Annotated in this window: 5 protein-coding genes; all 5 read right to left on the reverse strand. The window is 70.8% G+C overall.

The features are described from left to right. Positions 1–540: Asp23/Gls24 family envelope stress response protein (locus QUG92_RS17035; RefSeq protein ID WP_289460077.1), on the reverse strand; the 540-nt coding region annotated here is incomplete at its 3' end. Continuing rightward, on the reverse strand, positions 537–1,112 hold the full coding sequence (locus QUG92_RS17040) for a DUF6286 domain-containing protein (RefSeq protein ID WP_289460078.1): 576 nt from the start codon (positions 1,110–1,112) through the stop codon (positions 537–539). The genes QUG92_RS17040 and QUG92_RS17035, both read right to left, overlap by 4 nt. Positions 1,113–1,122: 10 nt before the next feature. Continuing rightward, entirely contained in the window at positions 1,123–1,470 is a 348-nt protein-coding gene (locus QUG92_RS17045) for a hypothetical protein (RefSeq protein ID WP_182048140.1), read from the reverse strand. Beyond that, positions 1,467–1,658, reverse strand: coding sequence for a DUF2273 domain-containing protein (locus QUG92_RS17050; protein ID WP_069712986.1), 192 nt, complete (start codon positions 1,656–1,658; stop codon positions 1,467–1,469). The genes QUG92_RS17045 and QUG92_RS17050 overlap by 4 nt, the downstream gene beginning before the upstream one ends. Next, positions 1,651–2,109, reverse strand: a complete 459-nt coding sequence (locus tag QUG92_RS17055; protein WP_289460079.1) for an Asp23/Gls24 family envelope stress response protein — start codon at positions 2,107–2,109, stop codon at positions 1,651–1,653. The genes QUG92_RS17050 and QUG92_RS17055 overlap by 8 nt, the downstream gene beginning before the upstream one ends. Positions 2,110–2,196: the final 87 nt, after the last annotated feature.

The raw sequence follows: 2,196 nt of genomic DNA on the forward strand, positions 1-2,196 counted from the left end.
GAGTGCGGTGCGGGTGCCGCCGGTGAGGTGGACCAGGACCGGGACTTCTCGGCCGAGGGTGTGGTCGAGGGTGGTGACGGCGTGGTCGACGGCGTCGAGGACGGTGACCGCGTCGCCGCCGCGGCGGACGTGGACCCGGATCCGGGCCGCCCGCTGCTTCTTCACCAGGTACGTGTCGACCTTGGTCGTGACGATGTCGTGGACGTCGGCGAGTTCGTGGTCGATGACGTCCCGGACGAGGGCGACGTTGACGGTGACCTGGTCGTCACCGGTGCGTTCCCGGACAGCGACGGACGTGCCGCCACCACCGCGGGTGAACACCACGACCAACGCGAGGACGATCACGACCGCGCAGACGCCGGCGATGATCCACAGCGCCGTGCCCGGCACGGTGACCTGCTGCGGGAGGGTCACGTACTGCTGCACCGCGTCGCGGACGGGTTGCAGCACCCCCGCGCCGATCACGACCCCGGCGATGATGCCGATCAGGCCGATCAGGAACAGCAGGACCCGGTTGAAGCCGCGGTTGGTGGTGGTCATGCCAGGGTTCCCTTCTGCTCCACGGTGACCTGCACGCTGGAGCCGTGCTTGCCGCCGAGGCGGCTGAGCCGGTCCTGCACCGCGTGCTCCACCGTGCTGGTGTCGACGGGGATGCCGGACAGGGGCACCACGTGCACCTGGGTGCGGTGCCCACGCGCCGACGCACTCGTGTTGGCCTCGGGGACACCTGCTGCCAGGGCGGCGGCGTTCGCGGCGGTCGAGGCGAGGATGCGGGTGTCGATGATCACCGCACCACGGTCGTGGTCGATCCCGGACCGGGGCTGCCGACCCGGCTTCAGCGCCAGGACCACCAGGATGATGCCGAGGATGACGAGGACGGCGGCGATGACCTCGGCGATGGTGGTGAACGCGGCGTCGGGCTTGAGGGCGGTGTCGGCGACGGTCTGCGGGTCCGCCAGCAGCGGCCCCTGACCGATCGCCTTCAGGACCGCTTCGGTGCCGATCCACGCCGCGACCAGGATCACCACGACCAGCGTCACCGCCAGGGCGGTGGACCGGGACCGGTGGATGCTCCGACGACGCAGCCGCTTCTCGAGCTGTTCGGTGCTCATGTGCTTCCTCCTACCGGACCCGGCCCTCGTGCTCACGCACGAGCCCGGTCAGTTCGATGTGCGTCCGACCCACCCGACGGCCGGCGAGCTCGCTGACGCGCTGCTTGATGTCGTCCGCCGCGGACGCAGCCGCACGGACGATGTCGGGCTGGTCCCGGATGGGGCCGGTCACGTCCAGTGCGAGGGATCCCTGCTCGTCGTCGATCCCCACGCGCAGCCGCTTCGCGGGCACCCGGAGGCGCTCCGCGGCGGCGGCCCGGGCCAGGGTCGTCAGGGCCCGGGCCGTGATCTCCACGCGGCCCGGGACGGCGCCTGCCGGGACGCTTCCCGAGCCGGTGCTCGCCGGGCCGGCGGTCACCGGGAGCTCCGGCGTCCGGTCAGCACGTCGGTCAGGGCGCCCCGGTCGATCTTCCCGGTCACCAGCGCCGCGACGAGGGCACCGACCAGACCGAACACGACCACCAGGACGAAGCCCCAGAACCCGAACTGCAACGCCACGACGGCGAGGATCGCCCCGATCAGGGCACCGATCAGCGTGTTACTCAACGCGGGACTCCTTCTTGTCGTCGTTGTCGTCGTCGTCACCCGGGATGAAGACGTCCTGCACGGTCACGTTGACCTCGGCGACCTCCATGCCCACGATCTGCTGCAGCGCACGCGCGACCGAGGAACGCACCCCGTCCGCGACCTGCTGCAGCGACACCGGGTACTCCGCGACGATCACCACGTCCGCGGCGACCTGCTTCTCGCCGACCTCGACCTTGACACCCTGGCCGTGGTCACGCTGCCCGATCGCGTCACGCAGCGCACCGATCGCACGAGCGGCACCGCCACCGAGCGAGTGCACACCGTTCACCTCACGCGCAGCGATCCCGGCGACCTTCGACACGACCGTGTCGTCGATCGTGGTCTTGCCCGCAGTGCCCGACGCGTTCGCGTGCGAACCGGTCGTCCGCGTCGCCGTCGTGGCCGGGGTGGGGGTGGTGGTGTCAGCCATGTTCATGCTCCTCTCGATGCCCGCCGGGACACGTTCCCAGCGGTTGCTGTTCACGGATGAGACGGGGTGACACCGAGGTTCGTCACG

This window comes from Curtobacterium citri, assembly GCF_030362955.1.
GTDB lineage: Bacteria > Actinomycetota > Actinomycetes > Actinomycetales > Microbacteriaceae > Curtobacterium > Curtobacterium citri.